This is a genomic window from Terriglobia bacterium (genome assembly GCA_020073185.1).
Classification (GTDB): Bacteria; Acidobacteriota; Terriglobia; order Terriglobales; family Acidobacteriaceae; genus JAIQGF01.
Window position 1 is genome coordinate 1 of record JAIQFT010000033.1, and the last position, 13,128, is coordinate 13,128.

A 13,128-nucleotide genomic window follows, 5' to 3' on the forward strand; every position below is an offset into this window, starting at 1 on the left:
GCGTGATCCGCTACAACGTCAGCCAGCAGGCCAGCGCCAGCGATAGCCCGCTGCAGTAGGCCTGACCGGAAACAAAGTTTGGCGAAGTACCTGGGGGAGGGTACGAGCCAGGGAGCACCGGAGCAATCCGGTGCTCTTTGCTTTTGCTGCTGGAGCTTCGTCAATGAAGCTATTTCAGGTTCAGCGCGTCCTTGAACGAGCCGCGTTCATTCTGGATTTTTTCCTGAAGCAGGGTGATGGCGTAGATCAACTGCTCGGGACGCGGAGGGCAGCCGGGGACGTAGACGTCAATCGGGATTACCTGGTTAACGCCCTGCACCAGCGCGTAATTGTTGAACACGCCGCCGGAGGTAGCGCAGGCGCCCATCGAGATCACCCACTTGGGCTCCGGCATCTGCTCCCAAAGCTGGCGGATGACGGGCGCCATCTTCTGCGAGACGCGCCCGGCGATGATCATCAGGTCGGACTGGCGTGGTGACGGGCGAAACACTTCGGCTCCAAAGCGCGCGATATCGAAGCGCGAAGCGCCCATGGACATCATCTCGATGGCGCAGCAGGCCAGGCCGAAGGTCATCGGCCAAAGCGAGCTCTTGCGCACCCAGTTCACCGCGTTGTCGAGCGTGGTCATGATGATGCCCTCGGGCTGCACCTCCCCGAAGTTGACCTCGCGGATGATGCCCTTGGGCTCGTGCTGATGGCTGCCCTCAAGATTCTCGAAGCGTTCGTCGCCGTTCATGGGTGCTCCATTGTAATTCCCTACCTTATTGGATGCCATAACGAACGGGCCGATCCGATTCACCGGTCCTGATGAAAGAACCAGGGCTTGAGATCTTCTTCCGGAATGAAGCGCAGCGCTTGGCGGTAAATCGCGCGCAGGGTGCCCGGAGCGATGCTCTTATGAATCGGCACGCTCAGAGTCTGGCGTTCCCCATGTTTTAAGACTCGTCGCAGTTTGGCGTGGCTTCCCCTGATTTTCATTACCGCAAAACCAAAGCTCGCCAGCGCCCGAAGAACATCGCTGGCCGACATTTTTCGCAGCCTGCTCATGCGGCGAGCGGCAGTTCCACGACTATTTGGATCCGAGGCTGGTCGACAAAACCGACAGCATTCATGTCTTCATCTTCCAGGTGGAGAGCCATTGCTTCGCGGAGGTTCTCAACCAACTCGTCGAGCGATTTGCCCTGCGTGACAACCGCGAATTCCAGACATTCGGCAACGTAAATGCCGCCGTCTGAATTCACGACGCAATGAATGATCTCGCGAAGCGAAGGCGCGCCTGCTCCTTTGCGTGAGTTCGAGGTCCGTACCGGCGGCGCTGCCTGCTTGCGGCGATACTCGGGCTCGATTTGGTACTGGCCACGACCAGTTCGCTGAAAGTAATTCCATTTGTGAGCGTGGTTCTGTGGAGCGTTCTTGCAGCATCGGCTTACAACGTGGGTTCGGACAGAACTCTGGTTGAGGTGCGGAAGAGCACGCACGATCTCATCGGGCGTGAAGCTCCAGTCATGGCGCACGGAAGCGATTTCATTCGCAGTCCGCAACACCTCTTCGTGTACAGGCATAGCGGGCCTCCTTGACAATTGTATAATACTTGATAATACAGATTGTCAGTTCGTTGTCATGGCTTCAGCACGATTTTCCCAAACATCTGGCTCTTCTCCATGCGCTCGTGGGCGGCGCGGGCTTCCGCCAGCGGGAAAGCGGAGTCCACCACGCCCTTTACCCTGCCGCTGAAGACGTGCTTCAGAACCTCGTGCAGTTCGCCCATGGTGCCCATGTAAGATCCGAGGAACGCCAGTTGCTTGGCGAACAGGACGCGGAGGTCGAATTCAGCTTTGGGGCCGCTGGTCGCACCACAAGTCACGATGGCGCCGCCCGGTTTCAGCGACTTCATACTCTCGCCCCAGGTGGCCTGGCCGACGTGTTCGATGACGATGTCGCACATTTGCTTGCTGGTGATGCGTTTGACCTCGTCGGAGATTTTCTGCGTGTAGTGGTTGATGACCTCGTCGGCGCCGAGCTCGCGCGCTCGCTGTATTTTGTGTTCGTCGCCGGCGGTCGCGATCACGTAGGCGTTAAACAGCTTGCCAATCTGGATGGCGGCCATGCCGACGCCGGAGTTCGCGCCCAACACGAGTACGTTCTGCCCAGGACGGATTTGGGCGCGGGTAACCATCATGTGCCAGGCGGTCAGTCCGACCAGCGGCACGGCCGAGGCTTCTTCGAAGCTAAGCGAGTCGGGGATGGGAATGACGAAATCGCGGCGCACGGCGATCAGCTCGCAATTCCCGCCGTCCACACCGTTGCCGAGCACGGTGAAGTCGCGGCACATGTTCTGCACGCCGGAGGCGCAGAAGTGGCAGTGCCCGCAGAAAACCATGGGCGCAACGATCACGCGCTGGCCCTTTTGCAACCCCGTAACGTACTCGCCGACCTCCACCACCTCCCCGGCCACGTCGCTGCCCAAGAGGTGCGGCAACTTCACACCAGGCAGGCCCTTGCGGACCCAGAGGTCAAGATGGTTCATGGCGCAGGCGCGCACCCGCACCAGCACCTGGTCTTTACGCAGTTGAGGATCGGGGACATCTTCGTACTGCAGGACTTCCGGGCCGCCAAACTCATGGAATCGGACTGCTTTCATGGCGCGCTCCTCGGCCATCCCTCGGCGGGCAATTGGAAACGGATCAAAGTACCACAACAGCTATGGCAGGGGTACACCAGAGGATCAGGCAGGCGAGGCAGGCCAGCGACTCGGATGGTGGGGTGTGTAGGGCCTCCCTGCATTTCTGCGGCGGCCAGGATGCAGTCCCTCAGTTCATGTCCATCATCATTCGATTCCCTTTTTTCGTGCTGGTCATGATGGTGGTGAAACCGGCTGGAATATCGAGCCATGCCTCGGCCAGCGTGATCTGGAGGACGACCTTCATCTCGGGATCGGAGATTTCATTGGCCAGTTTGGTGGCCCACGCGGGTGAGATGCGCGCCGCGGGGCGGAGGAAGCTGCGGTAGGCCGCCGTCGAAGGCCAGTACGCCTTGAGCGCCTTGTTGGGATCATCGGCGTTGCTGTCCCGCTCATAGGCCTTGTCCGCGGCCTTCAAACCCTTCTCTACGGTCTTCTTGGCTGCTTCGCTGTCATCCATGGAGACATACGTGTCTGCCGCCGAAGCAAGCGTGCGAAGTTGCTGGTCGAGGTCGAGCTGCGGGACGAGGTCAAGGAGTTTTTCCAGCGCCTGATGCGCCACGCTCGCGTTCTTCTTCCAAATGTTGCGCGCGATGATTTGATAGGCCTGGGCGCGCAGTTCCGGACGGGCAATCAATGGCACACTGGCGAGTGCGTCCTGGGGATGCGCGGCGGCATCGGAAACGATCTTCGACATTTGCTGCATCTCGATGGCAGATGGGATGCGCGGCCCGCGATTACCGCCTCCCTGGGGAGCGCGGCCATCGGTCACGCTCATAGTGCCGAATTGCGACTCATTCGGACCGTCCGTCGGGTTCAGCGAGCTCGTGCCTTGTGGGTACTTGGCGAGCAGCGTCCGAACCTGTTGGTAATCCTCCACCATCTTCTTGGCGCCCGATTCATCCAATTCCCTCAGCACGGGCAGGAGCTGAAAAAGGCGGAACTCGTAATAGGAGTTAAACGCCACCGCGCCTTTGCTCGAGGCCATCGAGATGCGCAAACCGCTGCTGCGCTCCACTTGCGCCTTGGCCTGCTTGAGCACCTCGGCGATGGCTTCCAGTACGGTTCCCTTGGGAACCTTGCGCCAGAAACCAGTAATCAGGTCGGCGAAGTCTCCTCCGCCCATCATGGCGCCGGTGTGTTGGTTGTTGCGGTAGCTCACGAGCGCCACATTGAAGGTGTTCACCAGATCGGCGGAGCGTTCCGGCGGAAGCGCCGACATGATGCTGGCGGCAGCATCGTAAGGCATCTCCTTCTCTGCCCCGGCCCGATAGAGGACCTGCAAGGCGTGATCCAGATCTTTGTTCTTCTGGTAGTACTGCAGCAGGCTGCGCAACACCGCCCCGCGGGATTCTGGGGCGACCTGGTCCAGGAGTTCATCAACGCGTTGCGGCGCCAGTGGCACCAGTGCCTGAAGGATTTGCTCCTCCAGCTTGCTCTTGGTATGCAAGCTGTCGTCGTCCATGGCGCGTGTCGCTGCCAGCGCGTCCTCCATCAATTGCAGGGCCTTCTTCTTGTTGGTCGGCTGGTAGGCGCGCGCCACTTCCCGCAGCGCATAGGCGCGCATGCCGCCCTCCAGGCCGGAAGCCTGCGCCTCGGCAAATTCCAGCATCTGGCGGCCGCGTTTGAGTTGTTCCGGCGCGACGCTCGGGTTCGAAGCGTCGGGCCTGGGGCCGCGCCGCTCGGCCGTGATCGCCGTCTCTTGCTGCACTGTAACGGGGTCTTGCGAGTTTTGCGAGTAGGCGGCGGCAGAGAAGGCGAGCAGGACAGCAAGCGTTCGGAAGCGCATGCGGACATTCTCCAGCCTCGGAGTCTAGACGTACTCCCAGCAGCTTAGACGTCCGCCCCGAGAAAAGGTTAGGAACATCACAGCCAGAGGAAGCGCGATTTGTTACCCTTTTGCATATGGCACGTTCGCCCAGCTTTTGCGGAGTCATTCTCGCCGCCGGCGAATCGTCGCGCATGGGGCGCGACAAGGCGCTCCTGCCGTGGCGAGATTCAACGTTTCTGGGCGGGGCGATTGATTTGCTGGCTCCGCTCACCGATATGGTAATCGTGGTCGGTGGCGACAACACGCCCAACCTGGAGCCGCTGGTGTATGCGGCGAGCGCGTTTCTGGTCGTCAACCGCGAGCCACAGCGCGGGCAGTTCAGCTCGCTGCGTCTGGGGTTGCAGGAGGTGATGAACCGCGGTCGCGATGCGGCGATCATCGCACTCGTGGACCGCCCGCCCGCCACTCCTGCCACGGTGGCGCTTTTGAAGGATCGTTTTCTGGAGCGCTCCCCGGAGGGCATCTGGGCGGTGGTTCCACGACACGGTGAGCGCAATGGACACCCCCTGGTGGTGGGGCGCGAAATGATCAATGCGTTCCTGTCGGCTCCGCCCACCGTCACCGCGCGCGATGTCGAGCACGCGCACCTGCAGCGCATCCAGTATGTGAGCGTGGACGATCCTCTGGTAGCCTGGAACGTCGATACGCCCGAAGATTACCAACGGATCGCCAGCGGATGAGCACTCCTCAAAGCTCCCACACTTCCCTCTCGCCGCGCGCCGAGGAGTTTATTGCGTCGGTGCTGAATCTCGGCCCACGCCTCGCCGTTTTCGATTGTGACGGCACGCTGTGGAGTGGCGACGCCGGTGAACGGTTTTTTTATTGGGAGATGGAGCGCGGCCTGCTGCCGGAGGACGTTGCCCGTTGGGCGAAGGCACGGTATGACGACTATCGCGCCGGTCGCGTCAGCGAAGAACAGATGTGCGGCGAGATGGTCACGATTCACGCCGGGCTGGCTTGCGCCATGCTGGAGCGCGCCGCCGCCGAATTTTTCGCCGCGCGCATCGTGCCGCGCATTTTCCCGGAGATGGCGGAATTGACGCGGCGCCTGGCCGATGCGGGCTGCGAGTTGTGGGCCATCTCGTCCACCAACGACTGGGTGGTTCGCGCCGGCGCTGCGCGCTTTTGCATTCCCGCGGCGCGCGTGATCGCCGCCTGCGTAGAGAATGAGAACGGCCGCTGCACCGACCGCTTGATTCGCGTTCCCACCGACGAACTGAAAGCCGCCGCCATCCACGAATTGCTGCCGCGCTTGCCGGACGCCGTCCTTGGAAACTCTGTGCACGATCTCGCGATGATGGAGCTGACGAAACACGCTTTCGCCATCAATCCCAATCCTGATCTGGAAAAAATTGCGCGGCAGCGCCGGTGGACGGTGTATCGGCCGGAAGACATTAAAACATTAAGAAGTCAAAATGAAGAATGAAAAGCCGAGCGCGTTGACATTCTCATTCTGACTTCTTCATTCTTAATTGGTTTAGCGCCGCCGCCAGCGCGTCCATCGCCAAGTGGCTGGCGTGCAGGGATGCGATGGGCAGGCCGCCGAGCTTCATCACCAGCTCGATCCGGCGCATAGCGCGCGCCTCGCTGATGGTTCTACCGGCGATCATTTCGGTTAAGGCGGATCCGCAGGCAATCGCGGGCACGCATCCTTTTGTGCGATAGCGCACCTCGACGATTCGCTCTCCTTCAACACGCAACGACAGCTCCATCACGTCACCGCAAGCGGGATTCTCCATTCGCGCCATGGCCGTCGGGTCGTTCAACTCGCCAACATTGCGCGGATGTTCGAAGTGGTCCAGAACCTGGGCGGAGTACATGTAGGAATTGTAGCTGGTAGGTTAGTCGGTAGCCCGTAGTCGGTAGTCTGGAAACATGGGATCGAGAGGGTCGTCACCTCCGGAACACGGGCCACGGACTACCGACTACGAACTGCGGGCCACCGCATATAATCACCTGGTGGGGTTCGACTACTTCCATTACGCCAAGACGGCATTTCGTCCTGCCGGGCTGGAGTCGGTGTTTCTGTTCGTCACCTCGACCTGCAATTCGCTCTGCCGTACCTGTTTTTACTGGGACGAACTTAACCAGGGCCGCGATCTCACGTTGCAGCAGATCGAAAACCTCAGCCGCACCGCGCCCAAGTTTCACAAGCTCTGGATCTCCGGCGGCGAGCCCTTCATGCGCAAGGAGCTGGCCGAGATCATCGAGCTCTTCTATGTCAACAACGGCGTGCGGCACATCAACCTGCCGACCAACGGCCTGCTCCCGGCCAAAATCGAATCGGTCATCTCAGCGCTGTTGCAGCGTTGCCCGGAGCTGGTCATCGACCTGAACTTTTCACTCGACGGGCTGGCCAACACCCACGACGCCATCCGCGGCGTGCCCAACAATTTTCAGAAGACGCTGGCGACCATGGACATGGCGGCTCGCAAGTGGCATGGTGTGCGGCGGCTGCGGCGCAACGTGGTCACCTGCGTCACGGCGGAAAACTATCGCGAACTGGTCGAACTCGGCCAAAAGATGATGCGCGAGACCGACTCCGACGGTCACTACTTCGAGATCATCCGCGGCGATCCGATGGACGCTTCGCTGAAGCGCCTGCCGCGCCAGGAACTGGTCGCGCTGCACCGGCGGCTGATGTTCTTTCACCAGCGCTACGCCGAGCAACTGTTTTCTCACCTGCCGGCGTTGCCGCGTGCGCTGGCTCGGGCCTACTATCTGGGAAACATAAAGTTTCACTTCGATATTCATGAGCAAAACCATTACAGCGACAAGGCTTGGCCGATGGCCTGCACTGCCGGTCAGAGCACCATCGTGATCGATCACGACGGCCACTTCCGCGCCTGCGAACAGCGCCCCAAGCTCGGCCGGGTGCAGGATTTCGATTGCAACCTCTCCGCCGCGCTGGCTTCGTCGCTGATGCGCGCAGAGGTGAAGGCGATCCCGGAAGCGAAGTGCTGGTGCACTCATTCCTGCTGGATTCACAGCTCGTCCAAATTCAGTCCCAAGGTGCTGCTCTTCCACATTCCGTGGGCATACCTGAAATCGCGCTGGCAGAAATTGCCGGAGACCGACATCGCGGACCTGGAGCGGTTCGTGGTGAACGATGCACCCACTCCTGGGTAGTTCGTAGCTGGCAGCTCGTAGCTGAGCCACCATCTGCCAGCTACGAGCTACCAAGATTCTATTCAGCGATGACCTCATATACGCCTCGCCGCATCGTCTCTCTCCAGCCCAGCGCGACAGTCATCCTTGACCGCCTGGGACGGCTCGATTCCGTCGTCGCCTGCACGCGCTACTGCGCCGATGTCTGTCCCGAGGCCGCCGCCGGACGCATCATCGTCTCCGATTCCTGGACGGCGCAGGCGGAGGAGATTCTTGCCGCCCAACCCGACCTGGTCATTGCCGCCGTCCCCTACCAGGAAAAAGCGGTGGCGGAAATTCTGCGGGCTGGCGTGCGATTCCTCGGGCTGGCCCCGCGCACACTCGCCGACATTTATGGGGATATCGCCGCCATCGCCGGAATTCTCGGCGTGGCCGAGTGTGGCGCTTCCGTGATCGGCGAGATGAGGAATGTCATTGCCGGCGTCACCGCGCGCACTTCAGCCAAGCTGCGCCCGCGCGTCTATTGTGAGGAATGGGGCAAACCGCTGATCCATTCGCAGCCGTGGGTGGCGGAGATGGTGGAAGCCGCCGGGGGCGAGTTTGTCGGCCAACCCGGTCAGCGGACGACCGCGGAACAGGTCCGCGAAAACAACCCGGAGATCGTCATCGCCGCCTGGTGCGGCGCCGGCGACCGTGTCCCGCTGGAGAAAATCATTCGCGACCGCCAATGGAACGACCTGCCGGCTGCGCGCACTGGGAGCGTCTTCTGCGTGCGCGACGAACTGCTCAACACACCCGCTCCCACCCTGCTCGGCGGCCTGCGTGCCTTGAGCCATGCCATTCATCCCGACCTGTTTCCCATGGCCGAAGGCATCCGAAGCATCGCCGCTTCTGTGCTTTAATATCACCCATGACCCCAGCGATCAAGCCCGCGGACCTGTTGCGCGAACTCGACGAACTGGCACTTTCGGCGCGCTCCGCCGACCAACTCATGAAGTTCATCTGTGCGCGACTGCACGAGCGCATGCTCAAGTACAACTGGGTCGGGTTCTACATGATCCGGGATGAAGCCGGTGGCGAGCGCGTCTTGCACCTGGGCGAGTTCGTCGGCAGCATGACCCCGCATACCCGCATCCAGCTCAACCAGGGCATCTGCGGCGCCGCCGCCTCCACGGGAAAAACCGTGGTCGTGGACGACGTCAACAAGGATTCCCGCTATCTCGCCTGCTCCCTCGAAACCAAGTCGGAAATCGTCGTGCCCATCTTCGTGCACCGCGAGGTGGTGGGCGAGATTGACATTGACAGTCACTTCCCCGCCGCTTTCACCGCCGACGACCGCAAGCTGGTGGAGCACTGCGCCGAACTTGTCGGGCGCATGATCGAGAAGCAGGGCTGAAGATGAAGCCCGGCGCGAAGAAAACCACGCGTGGCCGGTCCATCACGCGCGTTGCCGCCGCCTTGATCCTGCGGCGCCGCAATGCGGGCGAGGACGATCGCTCCGCTTCTCCTGCTACCGGCGATCCGCAAATCCTGATCTGCCAACGCACCCGCCACCAGCCGTTTCCGCTGAAGTGGGAGTTCCCGGGCGGCAAGATCGAGCCCGGCGAGCAGCCGCGCGATGCTCTCCGCCGCGAACTGGACGAAGAACTCGGCATTGACGCCACCATCGGGGACGAGATCACACGCATCCGGTACACCTACACGCACGGCGGCACGGTCGAGCTGCGCTTTTTCGTGGTCAACGATTTCGCCGGCCAGATTGAGAACCGCATCTTCAAGGATGTGCGCTGGGTTTCGCGCAAAGAACTGCCGGAGTTCGATTTTCTGGAAGCCGACGCCGGGCTGGTGGACGACCTCGCCCGCGGCGAGTTTGTGTGATTTCACTTAAGAATGGTCGGATCTGAGGAGTTAGGAATTCCGCCAATCCCGAGGCAAAAAGTAGGGGCACCCGGAAAACCGGATGCCCCAAAGTGTTGCAGGAGGTTCGTCTTAGAAGATGAACTTTGCGCCCAACTGCACCAACCGTGAATTCGTGTTGGTACGAATCGAGGTGACCCGGCCGAAGTTGGCCGAAGAACTGTTGCCGGTCGGGTTGGCGAAGTTGGTGTGGTTGAACAGGTTGAACGCCTCGAGGCGCAACTGGATGGTTGTGCCTTCGGTGACCTTCGTGTCCTTCTGAAGGGCGAAGTCGATGTTGGCGTAGCTGGGACCGTGCAGGAAGCCACGGCGCGTCGTGCCCAGCGTACCGAGTGCATTTGGCTCGAACGCGCCCGGGTCGAAGAAGTAATGGTTCAAAGTCCCGAATACGGCCGTGTGCGGATCCAGAGCCTTCGGCTTAAAGACCACGTCCGGACGATCCGGGCAGGCATAGAACGTGTAGTTGCCGGCGCAGGTCAGCGAGTTGTCGCTGTTGTCCTGGAAGATGATCGGTTGGCCGGTCTGCCAGGCGTAGATGCCCGTTAACCGCCATCCGCCCATCACTCGGCTGGGCATCCATGAGAACATGCTCAGCTTGTTCAGGTTCGGGACGTCGTAGCTGGAGCTGACGGTGAAGCGATGACGGGTATCGAAGGCTGAATCGCCGTAATCGCGTTTGAGGTTGCCGTACGGATCGCTTCCGCCGTTCGCCAGGAACGCAATATCCTCGAAGCTGGACCCTTGATCCATGGCATGCGCCCAGGTGTAGGTACCCAGCACCTGCAGGCCGTGGCTGAGGTGCTTATCCACGGTGACCTGCAGCGAATTGTAAATCGAATTCGCGTTCGTGTGCTGCATACCCGACTGGGCAAAGATATTGGGGTCGAACGGGTAGTGACTCGGGAAGTTGCCCGGTGCGTTTTCGGGGTCATTGAAGCATGCCGGATTGGTCAGACAGTCCGCAACGCCGGCCGGAGTTGCCGAGTTGAAGGAGTAGGAGGCGACCAGGTGACGTGCCATCGAGCCTACATAGGCCACGCGCATAATGGTCTGGCCGGGAAGCTCGCGCTCCACGGTCAGGTTGTAGTTAGCCGCGCGCGGTATGGTGGACTTGGGATCGAACACGTTGATGAAGAACGGCTCAAAGGCTGTGAAGTCGATCACACTTCCCGGCGCCGGAGGAACAAACGGGAACTTGTTCGTTATCGACACCCCGGTGGCGATGTTTTTCCAAGGATCCGGGAACGACGGCGCCAGATGAAGGTCTCCGACGCCAGTGCTGGTCAGGCCGAGCGGCGGGTTGCCCAAGTCTTGCAGGTTCAGCTCTTCTTCGCCGCGGTTGTAATAGAGACCGATGCCGCCGCGGATGGACATCTTCCCCGGTCCGCCGGAAATCCTGCCCCAGTTCGGACTGTAGGCGAAGCCGACGCGAGGTCCAAAGTGGTTGTACTTGGTGGTGGCGCCGCCGCCCTTGTTGCAACCGGGATCGCCGTTGAAGTTGTAGGCCACCGGAGCGGTGGGGAAAACCTTGGATTGCTGTCCGGCAATTATGCAGACGCGGTTAATCCCGTTGTTCTGCAGTTCCTGAATCGGCTGATCGATCTGGTAGCCGGTGCCGAAGGTCAGCGTCAGGTTGTCGCGCATCCGCCACTGATCTTGCACGTAGGCGTAATGTTCATACGCCTGCGCGATGATCAGCGAACCCGACCCCTGGTTGTAGCCGGTTGGAATGCCGAGCAGGAAGTTCAGGCCAGGATCGCCAGTGCCGAACGTCGCGCTGTTGTTGAACGTAAACGAGCCGCTGTTCCGGGCACTAAACGGGTTCCACACCTGGAACTTGCGACCTTCATACCCGACCTTGATGCTGTGCCGTCCACGCACCCAGCTAAAGTTGTCGGTGAGCTGGTAGGTCTGGTCCTTGCGGGGCTGCGGACCGTTGGTGGAGAAACCCAGCCCAAAGTAGCCGGTGATGGTCATTGCCGGATATCCGGCGCCGCTGGGCAGTTGCGGGAAGATGTTGGTGAACCCAACATCCTTCGGCTGAACTGGCGCGATCGGAAACACGGCCTGGAAGTACAGGCGCGTATAGCCAAGACGGAGCTCGTTCAGCATGGAGCTGCTTAAGGTGCGGCTCCAGGAGGCCGTGAACTGCTTCGTAAACGCCGAGCTCTTCTGGCCGAAGCCCGGCAAAGTGGAGGCGGTGAAGGGCAGATCGTCGACCGACGCGTTGTTATTCGCGTAAGCATAGAACCAAAATGCGTCTTTCGACCCGACGTTCTGGTCCAACCGCCCGATGTACTGGTTGGTCCTGCCGGCCAGCGATGGATTGAAGGTGAACTGGTTCGTTCCCAGGTTCGGCAAAGGCACAAATTGCTTTACCAGCGAAGCCGCCTGCGCATTGAAGGAAGCTGCTCCGCCGGGAACCTGTACTGGCGCGCCGCTGGCGGTACTGCCCCCAGCGAGCACGTTGATCCACGGCGTGCCTGCCGGGAATCCACCGATGGCAAAGGGCGTGGTTTTAGCGGGATCGAGGCAGAAGGCTCCTGTCCCGCGCACCCCGGACTTCGTGCAACTGATTGCACTGAAGTTACCGGTTAACTGCGCCGGCGTATACACCGTGGTGATGCCCGTCTGTTGGGTGGAGGGAACCACGTTGCGAGTGTTCTGGAGACTAAAGAAGAAGAAAGTCTTGTTCTTGATGATCGGGCCGCCAACCGTCCCACCGTACTGGTGCTGGTGGAACTTGGCCGGGTGGAGCTGGAAGTAGTTCTTGGTGTTCAGCGAGGTGTCGCGGAAGAACTCGAAAGCCGTGCCATGGAACGAGTTCGTTCCCGACTTCGTGATCGCGTTCATGATCGCGCCCGAGTTGCGCCCGTATTCCGGATTGATCGTGTTGGTGATCATGCGGACTTCCGAGATCGCGTCCGGGTTGGGCGGCGCCAGCGGGCTGTTCAGCGGCAGGTCGTTGGAATCCGAGCCGTTGATCAGGTAACTGTTCTGTTGCGCCTGGCTGCCGTTGGTCGAGTAATTGGTTCCGAAACGGGTGTCCGGCAGAACTACGCCGGGCAGGGTCTGCTGCAAGGTGACCCAGTTACGGCCGTTCAGCGGCAGATCGGTGATGGTCTTCTCGCTGATGGTGGCCGTCAACTGTATGCTGGTCTGCTCGACCTGGGCAGGGTTGGCGATGACGGTCACTTCCTCGGTGACAGCTCCCACCTTCAGGCTCACGGTGCTGACAAAGGTCTGGTTTGCCAACAGTTTGATGTCGCCAACCGTGGTGGTGGCATACCCGGCCTTGGTGGCGCTGATGGCGTAAGTGCCGGGAATCAGGTTGATGAACTCAAAGGTTCCATCGCCGCTCGACGTGGTCGTTCTCGAGAAGCCAGTAGCAGGGTTGGTGATCTTCATTGCTACGCCTGGTACCACCGCGCCGCTGGAGTCGGTGACTGTGCCGCGCACGCGGGCATACAGTTCGTCGGCCAGCGCCGCCGTGGATAACAAGCTGAGAATTACGACGGTGATCGCAAGCACTGTAATCAACCGGCGAGTAAACGCAGCGTCCATACTGCCTCCGTTTTGTGAATCTGTGTCC

General features: G+C 60.7%; 13 protein-coding genes. 6 read left to right on the forward strand and 7 right to left on the reverse strand.

What is annotated here, in order from left to right:
* Positions 1 to 169: 169 nt before the first annotated feature.
* The 5 genes from LAN64_12910 to LAN64_12930 all read right to left on the reverse strand — a co-directional run bounded on the left by LAN64_12910 (position 170) and on the right by LAN64_12930 (position 4,469).
* Entirely contained in the window at positions 170 to 736 is a 567-nt protein-coding gene (locus LAN64_12910) for an NADH-quinone oxidoreductase subunit B (protein ID MBZ5568736.1), read from the reverse strand.
* 59 nt (positions 737 to 795) lie between these two features.
* On the reverse strand, positions 796 to 1,047 hold the full coding sequence (locus LAN64_12915) for a type II toxin-antitoxin system HicA family toxin (protein MBZ5568737.1): 252 nt from the start codon (positions 1,045 to 1,047) through the stop codon (positions 796 to 798).
* Positions 1,044 to 1,256: a type II toxin-antitoxin system HicB family antitoxin gene (locus tag LAN64_12920; protein MBZ5568738.1), complete on the reverse strand. Its 213-nt coding sequence runs from the start codon at positions 1,254 to 1,256 to the stop codon at positions 1,044 to 1,046. Before LAN64_12920 ends, LAN64_12915 begins: the two co-directional genes overlap by 4 nt.
* A gap of 362 nt (positions 1,257 to 1,618) precedes the next feature.
* On the reverse strand, positions 1,619 to 2,641 hold the full coding sequence (locus LAN64_12925; protein MBZ5568739.1) for a zinc-binding dehydrogenase: 1,023 nt from the start codon (positions 2,639 to 2,641) through the stop codon (positions 1,619 to 1,621).
* A gap of 169 nt (positions 2,642 to 2,810) precedes the next feature.
* The gene (locus tag LAN64_12930) at positions 2,811 to 4,469 is read right to left on the reverse strand and encodes a hypothetical protein (protein MBZ5568740.1); all 1,659 of its coding nucleotides are present in this window, start codon (positions 4,467 to 4,469) and stop codon (positions 2,811 to 2,813) included.
* A gap of 116 nt (positions 4,470 to 4,585) precedes the next feature.
* Between LAN64_12930 and LAN64_12935 the strand changes: the two genes are divergently transcribed.
* Together LAN64_12935 and LAN64_12940 are read left to right on the forward strand one after the other, a co-directional pair.
* The gene (locus LAN64_12935) at positions 4,586 to 5,191 is read left to right on the forward strand and encodes a nucleotidyltransferase family protein (GenBank protein ID MBZ5568741.1); all 606 of its coding nucleotides are present in this window, start codon (positions 4,586 to 4,588) and stop codon (positions 5,189 to 5,191) included.
* On the forward strand, positions 5,188 to 5,937 hold the full coding sequence (locus LAN64_12940) for a haloacid dehalogenase-like hydrolase (protein MBZ5568742.1): 750 nt from the start codon (positions 5,188 to 5,190) through the stop codon (positions 5,935 to 5,937). Before LAN64_12935 ends, LAN64_12940 begins: the two co-directional genes overlap by 4 nt.
* Before the next feature lie 22 nt (positions 5,938 to 5,959).
* On the opposite strand, the gene LAN64_12945 is transcribed toward LAN64_12940, so the two are convergent.
* The gene (locus LAN64_12945; protein ID MBZ5568743.1) at positions 5,960 to 6,331 is read right to left on the reverse strand and encodes an iron-sulfur cluster assembly scaffold protein; all 372 of its coding nucleotides are present in this window, start codon (positions 6,329 to 6,331) and stop codon (positions 5,960 to 5,962) included.
* A 55-nt stretch (positions 6,332 to 6,386) separates the two neighbouring features.
* Between LAN64_12945 and LAN64_12950 the strand changes: the two genes are divergently transcribed.
* The 4 genes from LAN64_12950 (at position 6,387) to LAN64_12965 (ending at position 9,497) form a co-directional block, all read left to right on the forward strand.
* Positions 6,387 to 7,640, forward strand: a complete 1,254-nt coding sequence (locus tag LAN64_12950) for a radical SAM protein (GenBank protein MBZ5568744.1) — start codon at positions 6,387 to 6,389, stop codon at positions 7,638 to 7,640.
* 68 nt (positions 7,641 to 7,708) lie between these two features.
* A complete protein-coding gene (locus LAN64_12955; protein ID MBZ5568745.1) occupies positions 7,709 to 8,521 on the forward strand; it encodes an ABC transporter substrate-binding protein in 813 nt (270 codons plus the stop codon).
* Positions 8,522 to 8,529: 8 nt separating this feature from the next.
* Positions 8,530 to 9,015, forward strand: coding sequence for a GAF domain-containing protein (locus tag LAN64_12960; GenBank protein ID MBZ5568746.1), 486 nt, complete (start codon positions 8,530 to 8,532; stop codon positions 9,013 to 9,015).
* Positions 9,016 to 9,017: 2 nt separating this feature from the next.
* Entirely contained in the window at positions 9,018 to 9,497 is a 480-nt protein-coding gene (locus LAN64_12965) for a (deoxy)nucleoside triphosphate pyrophosphohydrolase (GenBank protein ID MBZ5568747.1), read from the forward strand.
* A gap of 111 nt (positions 9,498 to 9,608) precedes the next feature.
* On the opposite strand, the gene LAN64_12970 is transcribed toward LAN64_12965, so the two are convergent.
* Positions 9,609 to 13,100, reverse strand: coding sequence for a carboxypeptidase-like regulatory domain-containing protein (locus LAN64_12970; protein MBZ5568748.1), 3,492 nt, complete (start codon positions 13,098 to 13,100; stop codon positions 9,609 to 9,611).
* Positions 13,101 to 13,128: the final 28 nt, after the last annotated feature.

Bases quoted from the DNA above. Each gene is read 5' to 3' on its own strand.
- LAN64_12910 (MBZ5568736.1), bottom strand. From the start codon at position 736: ATGAACGGCGACGAACGCTTCGAGAATCTTGAGGGCAGCCATCAGCAC.
- LAN64_12915 (MBZ5568737.1), bottom strand. From the start codon at position 1,047: ATGAGCAGGCTGCGAAAAATGTCGGCCAGCGATGTTCTTCGGGCGCTG.
- LAN64_12925 (MBZ5568739.1), bottom strand. From the start codon at position 2,641: ATGAAAGCAGTCCGATTCCATGAGTTTGGCGGCCCGGAAGTCCTGCAG.
- LAN64_12930 (MBZ5568740.1), bottom strand. From the start codon at position 4,469: ATGCGCTTCCGAACGCTTGCTGTCCTGCTCGCCTTCTCTGCCGCCGCC.
- LAN64_12935 (MBZ5568741.1), top strand. From the start codon at position 4,586: ATGGCACGTTCGCCCAGCTTTTGCGGAGTCATTCTCGCCGCCGGCGAA.
- LAN64_12940 (MBZ5568742.1), top strand. From the start codon at position 5,188: ATGAGCACTCCTCAAAGCTCCCACACTTCCCTCTCGCCGCGCGCCGAG.
- LAN64_12945 (MBZ5568743.1), bottom strand. From the start codon at position 6,331: ATGTACTCCGCCCAGGTTCTGGACCACTTCGAACATCCGCGCAATGTT.
- LAN64_12950 (MBZ5568744.1), top strand. From the start codon at position 6,387: ATGGGATCGAGAGGGTCGTCACCTCCGGAACACGGGCCACGGACTACC.
- LAN64_12955 (MBZ5568745.1), top strand. From the start codon at position 7,709: ATGACCTCATATACGCCTCGCCGCATCGTCTCTCTCCAGCCCAGCGCG.
- LAN64_12960 (MBZ5568746.1), top strand. From the start codon at position 8,530: ATGACCCCAGCGATCAAGCCCGCGGACCTGTTGCGCGAACTCGACGAA.
- LAN64_12965 (MBZ5568747.1), top strand. From the start codon at position 9,018: ATGAAGCCCGGCGCGAAGAAAACCACGCGTGGCCGGTCCATCACGCGC.
- LAN64_12970 (MBZ5568748.1), bottom strand. From the start codon at position 13,100: ATGGACGCTGCGTTTACTCGCCGGTTGATTACAGTGCTTGCGATCACC.